Origin of the sequence: Phenylobacterium sp. (assembly GCF_030654915.1) — a bacterium.
Classification (GTDB): domain Bacteria; phylum Pseudomonadota; class Alphaproteobacteria; order Caulobacterales; family Caulobacteraceae; genus Phenylobacterium.
On record NZ_JAURWM010000313.1, the window covers coordinates 1 to 13,153 of the forward strand.

Below are 13,153 nucleotides of genomic sequence, written 5' to 3' on the forward strand. Positions count from 1 at the left end.
CGGACCGCGGTGTCCTCGACCATGGCGACATAGTCGGGCCAGGTCATCTCGGCCATGCCGCCGTCGGCGTGGCGGGTCAGCAGGTAGCGGCGGAGCAGGTCAAACTGCTCCATCGTCGCCTCGGCCTCGACCAGGTGGCGCTCGAGGTCGTCGTTGCGCGCCAACGCCCGGCGTTCGGAGCGCGAGAAGATGTAGTCGCGAGCGGGAATTCGGGCCGAGACGCAGGCCGAGCAGCTTTCGCAGGCCGGCCGATAGGCGATGTTCTGCGAGCGCCGGAAACCCACCTGGGTCAGGCTGTCATTGACGTTGGCGCCATCCGACAGCGGTAGGTGCGCGAAGACCTTCCGTTCGTGCCGATCCGGCAAGTACGGGCACGGGCTCGGCGCGGTCAGAAAGAACCGGAGTTGTCGTGTCGGAAAGTGCTGCGTCACGGACTTGCGATCGCTTTCGAACCACTGCGCCTGGCCAGATTAGGCGTCATGGAAAGCTCAGGCGCAAGGTCCCAAACGTCAGGAGGCGAGTTCCGTCACTGCAACCCGTGGTTCGGCGGCAGGACGGGGGCTTCACGCAGCAGCACGATGGCGATGCGGCGGTTGCCGGCGAGGGTCGGATCATCCGGATAGAGCGGCTCGGAATTGGCCTTGCCGGAGACCTGATAGACACGGTCCGGATCGACACCGGCCGATTGCAGCACTCGGCGCGCGGCGTCGGCGCGTGCGGCTGAAAGCTGCCAGTCGCCATCCGGCTTGGCGCCGTTGGTGGAGACGTTGGTGTGGCCCGCGATGCTGACGCGGTTCGGAAGCTGGTTCACGATCTTGGCCACGGCGCGCAGCAGCAACTTGGCCCGGTCGTTGGGTTCCGTGCGGCCGGTCGCGAACATCGAGCGGCCTTCCTGATCCACAAGTTGGATCCGCAGGCCTTCGGGCGTCTGGTCGATCAGGATGCTTTTGGAGAGTTCGGCGAGCTCCGGCATGTCCTGCAGCGCCTGACGCAGGGACTGGGCGGCCGAGGCGAAGGCGGCCTGTTCGCGCTGAAGGATGGCCTCGCGCAGGGCTTCGGTGGAGGCTTCGGGGGCCAACTGCTTGGCGGCGTCTTGCTGGGTCCCGTCGCTCGGATTGGGCGCTTCGGGGGCAAGTTGCTCGATAATCGCCTGGGCGCCGGCGCCCTGAGCGCCGTCTTCACCCAGCGCCGTGCCGCCAAGGATGCCGCCCGATCCAGAGGTCGTTTCCGAGATGCTGGCGGGGGCGAAATAGTCGGCGATGCCGCGCTTCTGCTCGGGGCTAGTGGTGTTGATCAGCCACATCAACAGGAAGAAGGCCATCATGGCGGTGACGAAGTCGGCATAGGCGACCTTCCACGCCCCGCCGTGGTGGGCGTGCGGTGCGGCCTTCTTGACCTTCTTGATCAGGATAGGCGCTTCGCCGATCGCCATGTTCAATCCCCGTCCGCCCAATTCCAGCGCAGATTGGCGCGAGGCCCGTTAAGATGACGTTGAGTTGATAGAAGGACGTGCGGATGAGAGTCGCTTTCGTGGGCCTGGGCGTGATGGGCTTCCCTATGGCGGGCCACCTCGCCAAGGCCGGACATGAGGTCGCGGTGTTCAACCGCAGCCCCGAGAAGGCTCAGCGCTGGACCAGCGTGCATGGCGGCCAGGCGGGCGCGACGGCGGCGCAGGCGGCGCAAGGGGCCGAGATCGTCTTCCTGTGCGTGGGCGATGACGACGACGTGCGCGGCGTTGTGACGGCCATTTTGCCGGTGATGGCTCCTGGCGGGATCATCGTCGATCACACCACCACCTCGGCCAAGGTGGCGCGCGAAATGGCGGCGCTGGCCGCCGAGGATGGGCGCTGGTTCGTGGACGCGCCGGTGTCGGGCGGCCAGGCCGGGGCCGAGAACGGCCAGCTGACCGTGATGTGCGGCGGTGACGGCGGCGCATATGCCCGCGCCGAGCCGGTGATCGGCGCCTTCGCCAAGGCCTCGCGGCTGATGGGCGGCCCGGGCGCGGGCCAGCTGACTAAGATGGTCAATCAGATCTGCATCGCCGGGATCGTCCAGGGCCTGGCGGAGGGCATGCACTTCGCCAAGCGCGCTGGGCTTGATCCGCTGGAGGCGGCGGCGGCGATCTCCAAGGGCGCGGCGCAGTCCTGGCAGATGGACAATCGTTGGGGGACGATGGCGCAGGGCGAGTTCGACTTCGGTTTCGCCGTCGACTGGATGCGCAAGGACTTGGGCCTGGTGCTCGACGAAGCCCAGGCTAATGGCGCCAAGCTGGACATGACCGCGCTGGTGGACGGCTACTACGCCGAGATTCAGGCGATGGGCGGGAGCCGCTGGGACACGTCGAGCCTGGTGGCGCGGCTGGAGAAGTAGGCTTCCAGTATGAACGTCCTCCCCAGGGCGACCTGAGTATGACGACCTAAACGGCGCTCAGCCGTGGCAGCACCTGCCGTTCCAACAGCGGCGCGAACCGGACGCTGGGCGGGGACTTTGGGTCGATCCACAGCAGTTCCTCGATCTCGGCCTTGGCGACAGGTTCGCCGGCGACGATCGCCAGGTAGATCGAGCCATAGACCCGGGTGTCCGGCTCGTTCGCGGCGGGAGCGTCGAAGGTGCCGAGATGGTCGGCGGAGATCAGGTCACAACCGATCTCCTCGCCCAGCTCACGCGAAAGGGCGGCGATGTCGCTTTCGCCGTGGTCGCGCTTGCCGCCCGGCAGCATGAAGGCGGTCGTGCCGCGCTTGCGGACGGTCAGGACGCGGCCGCCGACGTCACGAATGACCCCAGCGACGATCTCTACGGCCTTCACGCGCCTAGCATTTTCGCCGCGCGGGGCGCGAAGTAGGTGATGACGCCGGCCGCGCCGGCGCGCTTGAAGGCGCCCAGGCTTTCGAGGATGGCGCGTTCCTCGTCGATCCAGCCGTTCTGGGCGGCGGCCATGATCATCGCGTACTCGCCCGAAACCTGGAACGCGAAGGTCGGCATCTGGAAGGCCTCGACCACGCGGCTGACGATGTCGAGATAGGGCATGCCCGGCTTGACCATGACCATGTCGGCGCCCTCGGCGATGTCGAGGGCGACTTCGCGCAGGGCTTCCTCGGTGTTGGCCGAGTCCATCTGGTAGGTTTTCTTGTCGATCGGCGCGCCGCCGGTGCCCAGCTTTCCCGAGCCGATGGCGTCGCGATAGGGGCCGTAGAAGGCCGAGGCGTACTTGGCGGCGTAGGACATGATCATGGTGTCCTGCAGGCCCGCGCCCTCCAGGGCGGTGCGCAGGGCCGCGCAGCGGCCGTCCATCATGTCGGACGGGGCCAGGATGTCGCAGCCGGCCTGGGCCTGGATCAGGCCTTGTTCCACCAGGCGCTCAATGGTCGGATCGTTGGCGATCTTGCCGTTTTCGATGACACCGTCATGGCCGTGGTCGGTGAAGGGGTCGAGCGCGACGTCGCACATGATCCCGACCTCGGGGGCGGCGTCCTTCATGGCCTTGATCGCGTTGGCGATCACACCGTTCGGGTCGGCCGCCTGTGAGCCGAGGGCGTCCTTCTTTGAGCCGTCGATGTGGGGGAAGATCGCGATGGCCGGGATGCCCAGCTTGCGGGCCTCGACGGCGGCCTTGGCGCATTCCTTGACCGACAGGCGTGCGACGCCGGGCATGGAGGCGACGGGAACCTCGCCATCGCCCTCGTGGACAACCATCGACCAGATCAGGTCTGCCGGGGTCAGGACGCTTTCGCGGACCATGCGGCGGATCCAGTCGGCCTGGCGCAGGCGGCGAAGGCGAAGGGCGGGGTAGGCGGCGAGGGGGGCAGGGCTCATGGGCGCGCGCTGTGGCCCATCCCCCGCTCGGACGCAAGCCTGACGACGCCAAAAGCCGGCGCCAAGATCAGCCAGACGCCGCCCAGGGCCGAGAATAGGGCCGAAGAAACCAGCATGGCTAGCAAGGGACCGTCGAGTGTGACGTTCGATAGGTCCAGCTTCACGTTGTCGTGCAAGTCCCAGCCGGGGACCTGGGTGAACTGGAAGAGTTCGCTGGTCACCCGGATCACCACGCCGAGGAAGCTGACGCCGGCGGCCAGGGCCAGACAGAAGGCGACCCAGAAAACGCGGATCTGGAATCGGTAGTGCGAGCCGATGGTCTGGGGCGCCTCGTCGCGCTGGGAGTAGGCGATGATGGCCGCGATCAGGGCGGGCACCCCGGCAAAGAAGACCGAGGCGAACAGCAGCCCGTAATTGATGAAGGCGAGATTGCGCACAGAGTCGCTAGCACGCCCGCCGACCGCTTCATTCGCCATTCAAAGACCTCGAAGAAAGCGCGCCTCAGCGTCGCGTCGTTGACAGGTTGCGCCAGCAGAGCGACTTCCTCAAGTCAGCCTCTACAGACGTGAGTTCGAGCGCATGGATTTCACCCTCTCCGACGATCAGCGCGCAATACAGGATGCGGCGAGGGCGTTCGCCGAGGCTGAACTTGCCCCGGGCTCGGCGCGCTGGGACGAGGAAAAGCACTTCCCCACGGACGTCTTGCGCAAGGCGGCGGAACTGGGTTTCGCTGGAATCTACATAGGCGAGGATGTCGGCGGCTCTGGTTTAACTCGGCTGGACGCCTCCATTGTGTTCGAAGCCTTGAGCTATGGCGACGTCTCGGTGGCGGCCTATCTCACTATTCACAACATGGCCTCTTGGATGATCGACCGGTTCGGCGACGATCCGTTGCGTCAGCGGTACCTGCCGCGTCTGACCAGCATGGAGTCGATCGCCAGCTACTGCCTGACCGAGCCGGGATCGGGCTCTGACGCCGCGGCCCTGCGGACGAGCGCGGTGCTGGACGGCGACCACTATGTGCTCAATGGTTCGAAGGCCTTCATTTCCGGCGGCGGGGTTTCCGACCTCTACGTGGTGATGGCCCGCACCGGCGACGCTGGGGCCAAGGGCGTCTCGGCCTTCGTGGTCGAGAACGGGACGCCAGGCCTGTCGTTTGGGGCCCAGGAAAGAAAAATGGGCTGGAACGCCCAGCCGACCGCTCAGGTCAATTTCGACAACCTCCGGGTCCCGGTGGCGAACCGGATCGGCGGGGAGGGCGAGGGGTTCCGCTTCGCCATGATGGGGCTGGACGGCGGCCGCCTCAATATCGCCTCCTGCTCGCTGGGCGGGGCCCAACTGGCTCTCGATACGGCCCAGGCTTACATGACGCAGCGCAAGCAGTTCGGGAAGCAGCTGGCCGAGTTCCAGGCCCTGCAGTTCAAGCTCGCCGACATGGCGACCGAGCTGGAGGCCGCGCGTCTGATGGTGCGCCGGGCGGCTCAGGCCCTGGACGATCGCGATCCCCAAGCGACCAAATATTGCGCCATGGCCAAGCGCTTCGCTACCGACGCCGGTTTCGAGGTCGCCAACCAGGCCCTGCAGTTGCACGGCGGCTACGGCTATCTGAAAGACTATCCGCTCGAGAGAATCGTCCGCGACCTGCGGGTCCACCAGATCCTCGAAGGCACCAATGAAATCATGCGGGTGATCATCGCCCGGGAGATGTTCCGGCAATGAACGACGTCCTGACCCGTATCGAGGGCCGTGTCGGCCGGATCACACTGAACCGGCCGCAGGCGCTGCATGCCCTGACGACCGACATGTGCCAGGCGATGACCGATGCGCTGCTGGCTTGGCGTCAGGACCCGGCCGTGGAACTGGTGTTGGTCGACCACGCTGGCGAGCGCGGCTTCTGCGCGGGCGGCGACATCCGGATGCTGGCCGAGAGCGGGGCGGGCGACGGCAAGGCCGCACGCGAGTTCTTCTTCATCGAGTATCGGTTGAACCACCTATTGTTCGACTACCCCAAGCCCGTCGCGGTGATCATGGACGGGATCACCATGGGCGGCGGCGTCGGTCTGGCCATGCCGGCCCGCTACCGGGTGGCGACCGAGAAGACCACCTTCGCCATGCCGGAGACTGGGATTGGCCTGTTCCCAGACGTCGGCGGCGGCTGGTTCCTGCCGCGGATGCCGGGCCATATCGGCCACTGGCTGGCCCTGACTGGAGCCCGGATCAAGGCGGCGGACTGTGAGCTGGTCGGGGTCGCCACCGACTTTGTCGAGAGCGCGAGGATCGGCGAGCTAAAGGCTGCGATCATCGCCGATCCGGCCGCGATCGAAACGCTGCTGACACAGTTCGAGGCCGATGCGGGACGCCCGCCGGTTGCGGCGCACCAGGACGAGATCGACAAGATTTTCGGGTTGGCCAGCCTCGAGGCGATCCTGGCGGCGCTGAATGCATCGAGTAGCGATTGGGCCAAGGAGCAACTGAAGGTGCTGGCGACCAAGTCGCCCCAGACCATGAAGGTGGCGCTGCGCCAGTTGCAGATGGGCGGCCAAGCCAAGACCTTCGCCGAGAACATGGCGATGGAGTACCGCGTCGGCGCCCGTGTCGTGCAGCGGCACGACTTCCTGGAGGGCGTGCGGGCCGTGATCGTCGAGAAGGATCATGCGCCGCACTGGAATCCCCCGACGCCCGAAGGTGTCAGCGAGACCATGCTTGAGGCGATTTTTGCAGCTCTTCCTTCCACAGAGGAGTGGACACCCCTAACTTGAGCGCAACGGCGGCCATCGAGCACGCCGATGGAGGAAGCAAGATGACGCGCAGTCTGTTGATGGCCGCCGGTGCGGCCCTGTTGCTTGGCGTATCCGCCGCTCACGCCGCCCCGCCGGCCAATGTCGTCGCCGCCGTCGGCGACGCGAGCCGTCCAGAGGCCGACAAGGCCCGCGACGCCGCGCGCAAACCCGCCGAGATTCTGACCTTTGCGGGGGTGAAGTCCGGCGACAAGGTGGTCGAGCTTCTGCCGGGCGGCGGCTATTTCACCCGCGTGCTAAGCGCCGCCGTCGGGCCGACCGGCAAGGTTTACGCCGCCGTACCGGCCGGCGACGTGGAAAAGACCAAGGCGGCCCTGCAGAAGGGCAATGTCGAGGTGGTCACCCTTGACGCCAAGGACTTCAAGACGCCCGAGCCGGTGGACGTGATGTTCACCGCCCAGAACTACCACGACTTCCATCTGAAGCAGCTCGCCCTCGACGTCCCGGCCGTCAATAAGACGCTCTACAACACCATCAAGCCGGGCGGGACGCTGCTGATCATCGACCACACGGCGGTCGCCGGATCGCCGGTCGAGGTGGCCGACAGTCTGCACCGTATCGACCCGGCCATCGTCAAGCGCGAGGTCGAGGCGGCGGGCTTCAAATTTGTCGGAGAGGATAACGCAGCTCGCAATCCTGCCGACGACATGAGCGTGAACGTCTTCGATCCGAAGATCCGCGGAAAGACTGACCAGTTCGTCTACAAGTTCCAGAAGCCCAAGGGTTAGTCATGCGCATCGCGTTTATCGGCCTGGGCAACATGGGTGGCGGCATGGCCGCCAATCAGGCCAAGGCGGGCCGCCAGGTAGCCGCTTTCGACCTCTCGGCCCAGGCGCTTGATCGCGCCAAGGCGGCGGGCTGCGCGCCCGCCGCGAGCGTGGCGCAGGCGGTGCAGGACGCCGACGTCGTGGTGACCATGCTGCCGGCTGGACCGCACGTCCGCACGGTCTATGCCGAGCAAATCCTGCCCCATGCACCCACGAGCGCGCTGCTGATCGATAGCTCGACCATCGACGTCGAGAGCGCCCGAATCGTCGGCGCCCAGGCGCGGGAGTTGGGCTTCAGCTTCGCCGACGCGCCGGTCTCTGGTGGGACCGCCGCGGCCGACGCGGGCACGCTGGCCTTCATGGTGGGCTGCGACGAGGCTGACTTCGCCCAAGTGGAGAGCGCCATCCAGCCGATGGCGCGCGCTGTGATTCGAGCTGGCGACCACGGGGCGGGGCAGGCGGCCAAGATCTGCAACAATATGGTGCTGGGCATCTCGATGCTTGGTGTGTGCGAAGCCTTCGCCCTGGCCGAGAAGCTGGGCCTGGACGCCGAGCGTTTCTTCGAGATCGCCACCCAGTCGTCGGGGCAATGCTGGTCGTTGTCGACCTATTGCCCATGGCCTGGCCCGGTCGCGACCGCGCCGTCGAACCGCGGCTACGAAGGCGGGTTCGCCACCGCGATGATGTTGAAGGACTTGAAGCTAGCGCAGCAGGCGGCGGCCTCGGCCGGTGCGGCGGCGCCGATGGGCGCCCAGGCCGAAGGGCTCTACGCCTTATTCGATCGGCTTGGATACGGAACTAAGGACTTTTCCGGAATTGTGCAGATGCTTCGCGGTCGATTGGATGAACTCGCCTAGTCGATCACAGGGTTGAGCAGTCGCTCACGAATTCTGATCGACTGCGGCAAGACTGATTGTGGACAATCGGCTCGGGTGGCGCGATAAGCCCGACCATATCAAGAGGACCGCCTGCGGCGCGAGATCGTCGAACGTCAAGGGCGGAGTTCAAATCGATGGATTACAAGAGCGCCTTCGCTTCCGCCCTCGAACAGATTCGTTCGGAAGGCCGTTATCGAGTGTTCGCCGATTTGAAGCGCCATCGCGGCCAGTTTCCGCAGGCGACCTGGACGCAGGCTGACGGCACGCAATCCGACGTCGTGGTCTGGTGCTCCAACGACTATCTCGGTCAGGGCCAGAACCCCATCGTCACCGACGCCATGCACAAGGCGATCGACGAGGCCGGCGCCGGCTCGGGCGGCACGCGCAATATTTCAGGCACCACGCACTATCATGTCGAGTTGGAGCATGAGCTCGCCGACCTGCATGGCAAGGAAGCCGCGCTACTCTTCACGTCGGGCTATGTCTCCAACGAGGCTTCGCTGTCGACGCTGTTCAAGATCCTGCCGGGTCTGATCATCTTCTCCGACGAGTTGAACCACAACTCGATGATCTCGGGCATCCGGGCCGGCGGTCGCGAGAGCCGCCGGGTCTTCCGGCACAACGATCTGGCGCACTTGGAGGAACTGCTGGCCGCCGCGCCGGCCGATGCGCCCAAGGTCATCGCCTTCGAAAGCGTCTATTCCATGGACGGCGACATCGCCGACATGGCCGGCACCGTGGCCCTGGCCAAAAAGTACGGCGCCATGACCTATCTGGATGAAGTCCATGCGGTCGGCATGTACGGCCCCCGTGGCGCGGGCGTGGCTGAACGCGACGGCGTCATGGAGCAGATCGACATCGTCGAAGGCACGCTTGGCAAGGCGTTTGGCGTGATGGGCGGCTACATCGCCGCCGACGCCGTGATCGTGGACGCGATCCGCTCCTATGCCGACGGCTTCATCTTCACCACTTCGATCCCGCCGACCCTGGCGGCCGGGGCGGTGGCTTCGATTCGTTGGCTCAAGGAGCACAACGAGGTCCGCGAAGCCCATCAGGAACGCGCCGCGACCCTGAAGGCCCGCCTGCGCAAGGCCGGTCTGCCGGTCATGGACTCGGTGAGCCATATTGTTCCGGTCCTGGTAGGCGACGCCGTCCACTGCAAGATGATCTCGGACATTCTGCTGGCCGATCACGGCATCTATGTGCAGCCGATCAACTATCCGACCGTGCCGCGTGGCACCGAGCGGCTGCGCTTCACGCCATCGCCCGCGCACACCGACGAGATGATGGACGCCCTGGCCGATGCTCTGGAAAAGCTGTGGGTCCACTGCAACATCGCCCGGGTCGGCGGTGTCGCGGCCTAGCTAATTTACGAAGGAGATCACGCAGTCCTGCGTGATCTCGGTTTTCTTGGAGACCCTACGGGTTCACAAAACAAGCTGATCGCCACGCCTCGAACGAGGCCCGAATACTCCGCCCATCCTCGCGCTCGCGGCGATCCATGCGGAAGGTGGGATCGCGCTTCTGCGCTTATCCCAAAAATCTTCCTGATGCCCTCATCGGCGCCCGGCTTTGCGGGGCGAGGATTAGCGCGCCTTCAAGTCCCGCGACGAACGCCGCGGCCCAGGCCGATTTCCTTGGCGAAGGCCGAGCGGCGCGCGGCGTAGGCCGGGGCAACCATCGGATAATCGGGGGGCAGACCCCAACGGCGACGATAGTCGTCGGGGCTCATATCGTAGCGCGATCGCAGGTAGCGCTTCAGCATCTTGAGCTTCTTACCGTCCTCCAGGCAGACGATGAAGTCGTGCTGGATGGAACGATTTATGGGTACGGCGGGTTTGGGCCTCTCTTCCGGGACGGCGACGCTCGACCGGTTGAGGCCTTCCAGAGCGCCATAGACCGACCGAATGATGTCCGGCACGGCATCTGCGGAAACGGAGTTGCGGCTGACGTACGCCGAGACGATGTCAGCGCCGAGCCGCATCAGTTCCTCGCCCGAACGCCCCTCGGGCTCGGCTTCGATACTCATTCAGGATCCCCTGGCAACGCGATGACAAAAGGCGGGCGCGCGCGAGCGCGCGCACCTCCACGTCTGACGCAACGCAGCAAAGAGAAGTTCGTTCCCCGCCGTTGGATCACACGACCGATGGCGCTAAAGAGCGCTCGACGAGGCGCTCGCTCGATACCCGCCTCAACCGTTTCCCGAAAGGCCCGCCCATGACCGTGCACGCCCAAACCCCCGCAGACGCCTTCTTCACGTCCAACGTCGCCCAGACCGATCCCGATATCGCCGCGGTGTTGGCCGGAGAGTTGAAGCGCCAGCAGGACCAGATCGAACTGATCGCCTCGGAGAATATCGTCTCGCAGGCCGTCATCGACGCTCAAGGCTCGGTGCTGACCAACAAATATGCCGAAGGCTATCCGGGCAAGCGCTACTACGGCGGCTGTGAAATCGTCGATGTGGCCGAGGAAATCGCCATCTCGCGCGCCAAGCAGATCTTCGGCTGCGAGTACGCCAACGTGCAGCCGCACTCGGGCAGCCAGGCGAACCAGGCGGTGTTCATGGCGACCATGAGCCCGGGCGACACCTTCATGGGCATGGACCTGTCGGCGGGCGGCCACTTGACCCACGGCAAGAACGTCAACCAGTCGGGCAAGTGGTTCCGTCCGGTCGCCTATGGCGTGCGCCAGCAGGACCACCTGATCGACTACGACATGGCCGCCGAGGTCGCCCTGGCCGAAAAGCCCAAGGTGATCATCGCCGGTGGCTCGGCCTATAGCCGCCACATCGACTTCGCCCGCTTCAAGGAAATCGCCGACAGCGTCGACGCGCTGCTGATGGTCGATATCGCTCACTATGCCGGATTGGTGGCCGGGGGCGTCTATCCGAACCCGTTCCCGCACGCCGACATCGTCACCACGACGACCCACAAGACCCTGCGCGGTCCGCGCGGCGGGATGATCCTGACCAACTCCAAGAAGTTGGCCAAGAAGATCGATTCGGCCGTGTTCCCCGGCCTGCAGGGCGGCCCGCTGATGCACGTGATCGCCGCCAAGGCGGTTGCGTTCGGTGAGGCCCTGAAGCCGGAGTTCAAGCTGTACGCCCGCCAAGTGGTCGATAACGCCCGCGCCCTGTCTGACAGCCTGCAGACCGCCGGCTTCAAGATCGTTTCCAACGGCACCGACAGCCACCTGATGCTGGTTGATCTGACGCCCAAGGGCGTGAGCGGTTCGGACGCTGAAGTGGCCCTGGAACGCGCGCTGATCACCACCAACAAGAACGGCATTCCGTTCGATCCGCTTCCCCCGATGCAGACCTCGGGCCTGCGCGTGGGCACCCCGGCCGGCACGACCCGCGGCTTTGGCCCCGGCGAATTCCGCCAGATCGGGGCTTGGATTGGCGAGGTCCTCGATGGTCTGGCGACCGGCGGCGACAACTCGGCGGTGGAAGCCAAGGTGCGCGACGAAGTCTTGGCGCTCACGAAACGCTTCCCCATCTACAGCTAGACCCTGTATCTGGGGGGCCGGTTAGCCAGAAGGGGCTAGATCATGCGGTGCCCGTTCTGCGGCCACGCCGAAAGCCAAGTGAAGGACAGCCGCCCGTCGGAAGACGGCGCGGCTATCCGCCGTCGCCGGCTGTGCCCTGAATGCGAAGGCCGCTTCACGACCTTTGAGCGGGTGCAACTTCGTGAACTGACGATCTTGAAGCGGTCTGGGCGGCGCACGCCGTTCGACCGTGACAAGCTGGCGCGTTCGATCGCCCTGGCCACCCGCAAGCGGCCGATCGAGCCCGACCGGATCGAGAAGATGATCTCGACCATCGTGCGCCAGCTCGAAAGCATGGGTGAGACGGAACTGCCGTCCTCGGCGATCGGCGAACTGATCATGCAGAACCTGAAGGGCCTCGATGACGTGGCCTACGTCCGCTACGCCTCGGTCTATCGTGACTTCCGGGAAGCTGGCGAATTCGCGACCTTCCTGGGCAAAGAGGGGCTAGGCGATGGCGATGAGGATGGCCGCTAGCGTCACCCTCAAGCTGGCGACCTCGCTAGATGGCCGGATCGCCACCGCGTCGGGCGAGAGCCGCTGGATCACCGGGACGCCGGCGCGCGAGGCCGTGCATCGACTGCGCGCCGAGCATGACGCTGTCCTGGTCGGGGTCGAGACCGCTTTGGCTGACGATCCCGAACTGACCGTGCGCCTGGATGGCTGGAGCGGCCCGCAGCCGGCCCGCGTGATCCTGGACAGCCGGCAGCGGTTGGCCGACGACTGCAAATTGGTCGCCACCGCGCGCCACATCCCGACCTATGTGATCACCACGACACCGCCGCAGGCTCGATTGGTCGCGGCGGGCGTGCGCGTCCTGCAGGTCAAGGCGATCGGCGACGAACGCCCTGAGTTGCATGACGTTGTGGAAACCCTGGCAGAAGCTGGCCTGAGGCGTCTGTTCGTCGAGGGCGGCGGGCAGGTCGCGGCGAGCTTCCTGCGCTGTGGCCTGGTTGACCGTATCGAGTGGTTTCGCGCGGCCCTGGTCATCGGCGGGGAAGGGCGGCCGGGCGTCGGCGCCCTGGCGCTGGGCGCCCTGGCCGACGCTCCAAGACTGCGCCGCATTGAAGTCCGCGAGGTCGGAGACGATCTCTGGGAGCGTTACGAGAGGATCTGAATGTTCACTGGAATCGTCACCGACGTGGGCCGGCTTCGCGCCGTCCGTGAGACCAACCGCGACCTGCGATTCGAGGTCGAGACGAGCTTCGACCTGTCGACCATCGACATGGGCGCCTCGATCAGCCACGCAGGCTGCTGCCTTACTCTCGTCGAGAAGGGCGAGGGCTGGTTCGCGGTCGAGATCTCCGGCGAGACCATCAGTCTGACGACTTTGGGCGCGTGGAAGGAAGGC

Annotated in this window: 14 protein-coding genes and 2 pseudogenes; 10 read left to right on the top strand and 6 right to left on the bottom strand. The window is 65.7% G+C overall.

What is annotated here, in order from left to right; translation table 11 throughout:
- Both Q7T84_RS16485 and Q7T84_RS16490 read right to left on the bottom strand, forming a co-directional pair.
- Window positions 1–431, bottom strand: a pseudogene (locus Q7T84_RS16485) (arginyltransferase); the annotation flags it as partial.
- A gap of 95 nt (window positions 432–526) precedes the next feature.
- Window positions 527–1,432 carry a flagellar motor protein MotB gene (locus tag Q7T84_RS16490; RefSeq protein WP_304810986.1) on the bottom strand — a complete coding sequence of 302 codons (906 nt, stop codon included), beginning with the start codon at window positions 1,430–1,432 and terminating at the stop codon, window positions 527–529.
- An 83-nt stretch (window positions 1,433–1,515) separates the two neighbouring features.
- Here Q7T84_RS16490 and Q7T84_RS16495 point away from each other — a divergent pair, with 83 nt between their 5' ends.
- Window positions 1,516–2,370: an NAD(P)-dependent oxidoreductase gene (locus tag Q7T84_RS16495; protein ID WP_304810988.1), complete on the top strand. Its 855-nt coding sequence runs from the start codon at window positions 1,516–1,518 to the stop codon at window positions 2,368–2,370.
- 46 nt (window positions 2,371–2,416) lie between these two features.
- Here Q7T84_RS16495 and Q7T84_RS16500 read toward each other — a convergent pair whose 3' ends face one another.
- From Q7T84_RS16500 to Q7T84_RS16510, 3 genes are read right to left on the bottom strand one after another with little or no spacing between them, the layout of a single operon-like run.
- Window positions 2,417–2,806, bottom strand: a complete 390-nt coding sequence (locus tag Q7T84_RS16500; RefSeq protein ID WP_304810991.1) for an NUDIX domain-containing protein — start codon at window positions 2,804–2,806, stop codon at window positions 2,417–2,419.
- Window positions 2,803–3,813 (bottom strand): porphobilinogen synthase, encoded by a 1,011-nt coding sequence (gene hemB, locus Q7T84_RS16505; RefSeq protein ID WP_304810993.1) that lies wholly within the window; start codon window positions 3,811–3,813, stop codon window positions 2,803–2,805. The genes Q7T84_RS16500 and hemB overlap by 4 nt, the downstream gene beginning before the upstream one ends.
- A complete protein-coding gene (locus Q7T84_RS16510) occupies window positions 3,810–4,289 on the bottom strand; it encodes a hypothetical protein (RefSeq protein WP_304810994.1) in 480 nt (159 codons plus the stop codon). The genes hemB and Q7T84_RS16510 overlap by 4 nt, the downstream gene beginning before the upstream one ends.
- 103 nt (window positions 4,290–4,392) lie before the next feature.
- On the opposite strand from Q7T84_RS16510, the gene Q7T84_RS16515 reads away from it, so the two are divergent.
- From Q7T84_RS16515 to hemA, 5 genes are all read left to right on the top strand, one after another.
- Window positions 4,393–5,532: an isobutyryl-CoA dehydrogenase gene (locus tag Q7T84_RS16515; protein ID WP_304810996.1), complete on the top strand. Its 1,140-nt coding sequence runs from the start codon at window positions 4,393–4,395 to the stop codon at window positions 5,530–5,532.
- Window positions 5,529–6,572, top strand: coding sequence for an enoyl-CoA hydratase/isomerase family protein (locus tag Q7T84_RS16520; RefSeq protein WP_304810998.1), 1,044 nt, complete (start codon window positions 5,529–5,531; stop codon window positions 6,570–6,572). Before Q7T84_RS16515 ends, Q7T84_RS16520 begins: the two co-directional genes overlap by 4 nt.
- A gap of 41 nt (window positions 6,573–6,613) precedes the next feature.
- On the top strand, window positions 6,614–7,339 hold the full coding sequence (locus tag Q7T84_RS16525; RefSeq protein ID WP_304811000.1) for a class I SAM-dependent methyltransferase: 726 nt from the start codon (window positions 6,614–6,616) through the stop codon (window positions 7,337–7,339).
- 2 nt (window positions 7,340–7,341) lie between these two features.
- A complete protein-coding gene (gene mmsB, locus Q7T84_RS16530; RefSeq protein WP_304811002.1) occupies window positions 7,342–8,235 on the top strand; it encodes a 3-hydroxyisobutyrate dehydrogenase in 894 nt (297 codons plus the stop codon).
- A 155-nt stretch (window positions 8,236–8,390) separates the two neighbouring features.
- Window positions 8,391–9,620, top strand: a complete 1,230-nt coding sequence (gene hemA, locus Q7T84_RS16535) for a 5-aminolevulinate synthase (RefSeq protein WP_304811004.1) — start codon at window positions 8,391–8,393, stop codon at window positions 9,618–9,620.
- 233 nt (window positions 9,621–9,853) lie between these two features.
- On the opposite strand, the gene Q7T84_RS16540 is transcribed toward hemA, so the two are convergent.
- On the bottom strand, window positions 9,854–10,285 hold the full coding sequence (locus Q7T84_RS16540) for a MucR family transcriptional regulator (RefSeq protein WP_304811006.1): 432 nt from the start codon (window positions 10,283–10,285) through the stop codon (window positions 9,854–9,856).
- Window positions 10,286–10,473: 188 nt separating this feature from the next.
- Here Q7T84_RS16540 and glyA point away from each other — a divergent pair, with 188 nt between their 5' ends.
- From glyA to Q7T84_RS16560, 4 genes and pseudogenes are all read left to right on the top strand, one after another.
- Window positions 10,474–11,763 carry a serine hydroxymethyltransferase gene (gene glyA / locus Q7T84_RS16545; RefSeq protein ID WP_304811008.1) on the top strand — a complete coding sequence of 430 codons (1,290 nt, stop codon included), beginning with the start codon at window positions 10,474–10,476 and terminating at the stop codon, window positions 11,761–11,763.
- A gap of 42 nt (window positions 11,764–11,805) precedes the next feature.
- On the top strand, window positions 11,806–12,279 hold the full coding sequence (gene nrdR / locus Q7T84_RS16550; RefSeq protein ID WP_304811010.1) for a transcriptional regulator NrdR: 474 nt from the start codon (window positions 11,806–11,808) through the stop codon (window positions 12,277–12,279).
- A complete protein-coding gene (locus tag Q7T84_RS16555) occupies window positions 12,269–12,919 on the top strand; it encodes a RibD family protein (RefSeq protein ID WP_304811012.1) in 651 nt (216 codons plus the stop codon). The genes nrdR and Q7T84_RS16555 overlap by 11 nt, the downstream gene beginning before the upstream one ends.
- A pseudogene (locus tag Q7T84_RS16560) lies at window positions 12,920–13,153 on the top strand (riboflavin synthase); the annotation flags it as partial.